The 483-nt window shown below is 51.6% G+C and carries 1 protein-coding gene; it reads right to left on the reverse strand.

From position 1 onward, the window contains the following. Positions 1 to 483 (reverse strand): Ig-like domain-containing protein (locus ACT4_RS15960; protein ID WP_007483998.1); only part of this gene is annotated, 483 nt, incomplete at both ends.

Here is a 483-nt window from a genome sequence, read left to right on the forward strand (position 1 = left end):
GCTGGGTAATCCACACCATTTACATTTACAGTCACCGTTGCCGTTGGATCGTTCACTGTCCCCGTTAATGCTGGGGTACTGTCATTGGTCAGTACGTCATCAATTGCCACAATCGGTGCGGTGATGTCTGCTGATACGATGCCTGTTCCTGGTAATGATTCATTGCCCGCTGGATCGGTCGCTGTTGCTGTAACGGTATCGCCATCTACCAAGCCACCTGGGTTTGGAACACTCCATTCGCCTGTCGTTGGATCCGCCACAACGTCTGCTGTGCTGCCATCTGGGAAGGTCACTGTAACAGTCGAACCTGGTTCTGCTGTACCTGTAATTGGATCCGTTGCATTGATTGGATCAATCACTGGTGCATCGGGTGCTGTGGTATCCACTGTCAACGTTGATGTTGCTGTTGATGAGTTGCCTGCTGGATCTGTCGCAGTCACCGTCACCGTGTAAGCACCATCTGTTAACGCTGGCAAGGTATTG

Origin of the sequence: Acinetobacter sp. NBRC 100985 (genome assembly GCF_000241225.1) — a bacterium.
Taxonomy (GTDB): Bacteria; Pseudomonadota; Gammaproteobacteria; order Pseudomonadales; family Moraxellaceae; genus Acinetobacter; species Acinetobacter venetianus.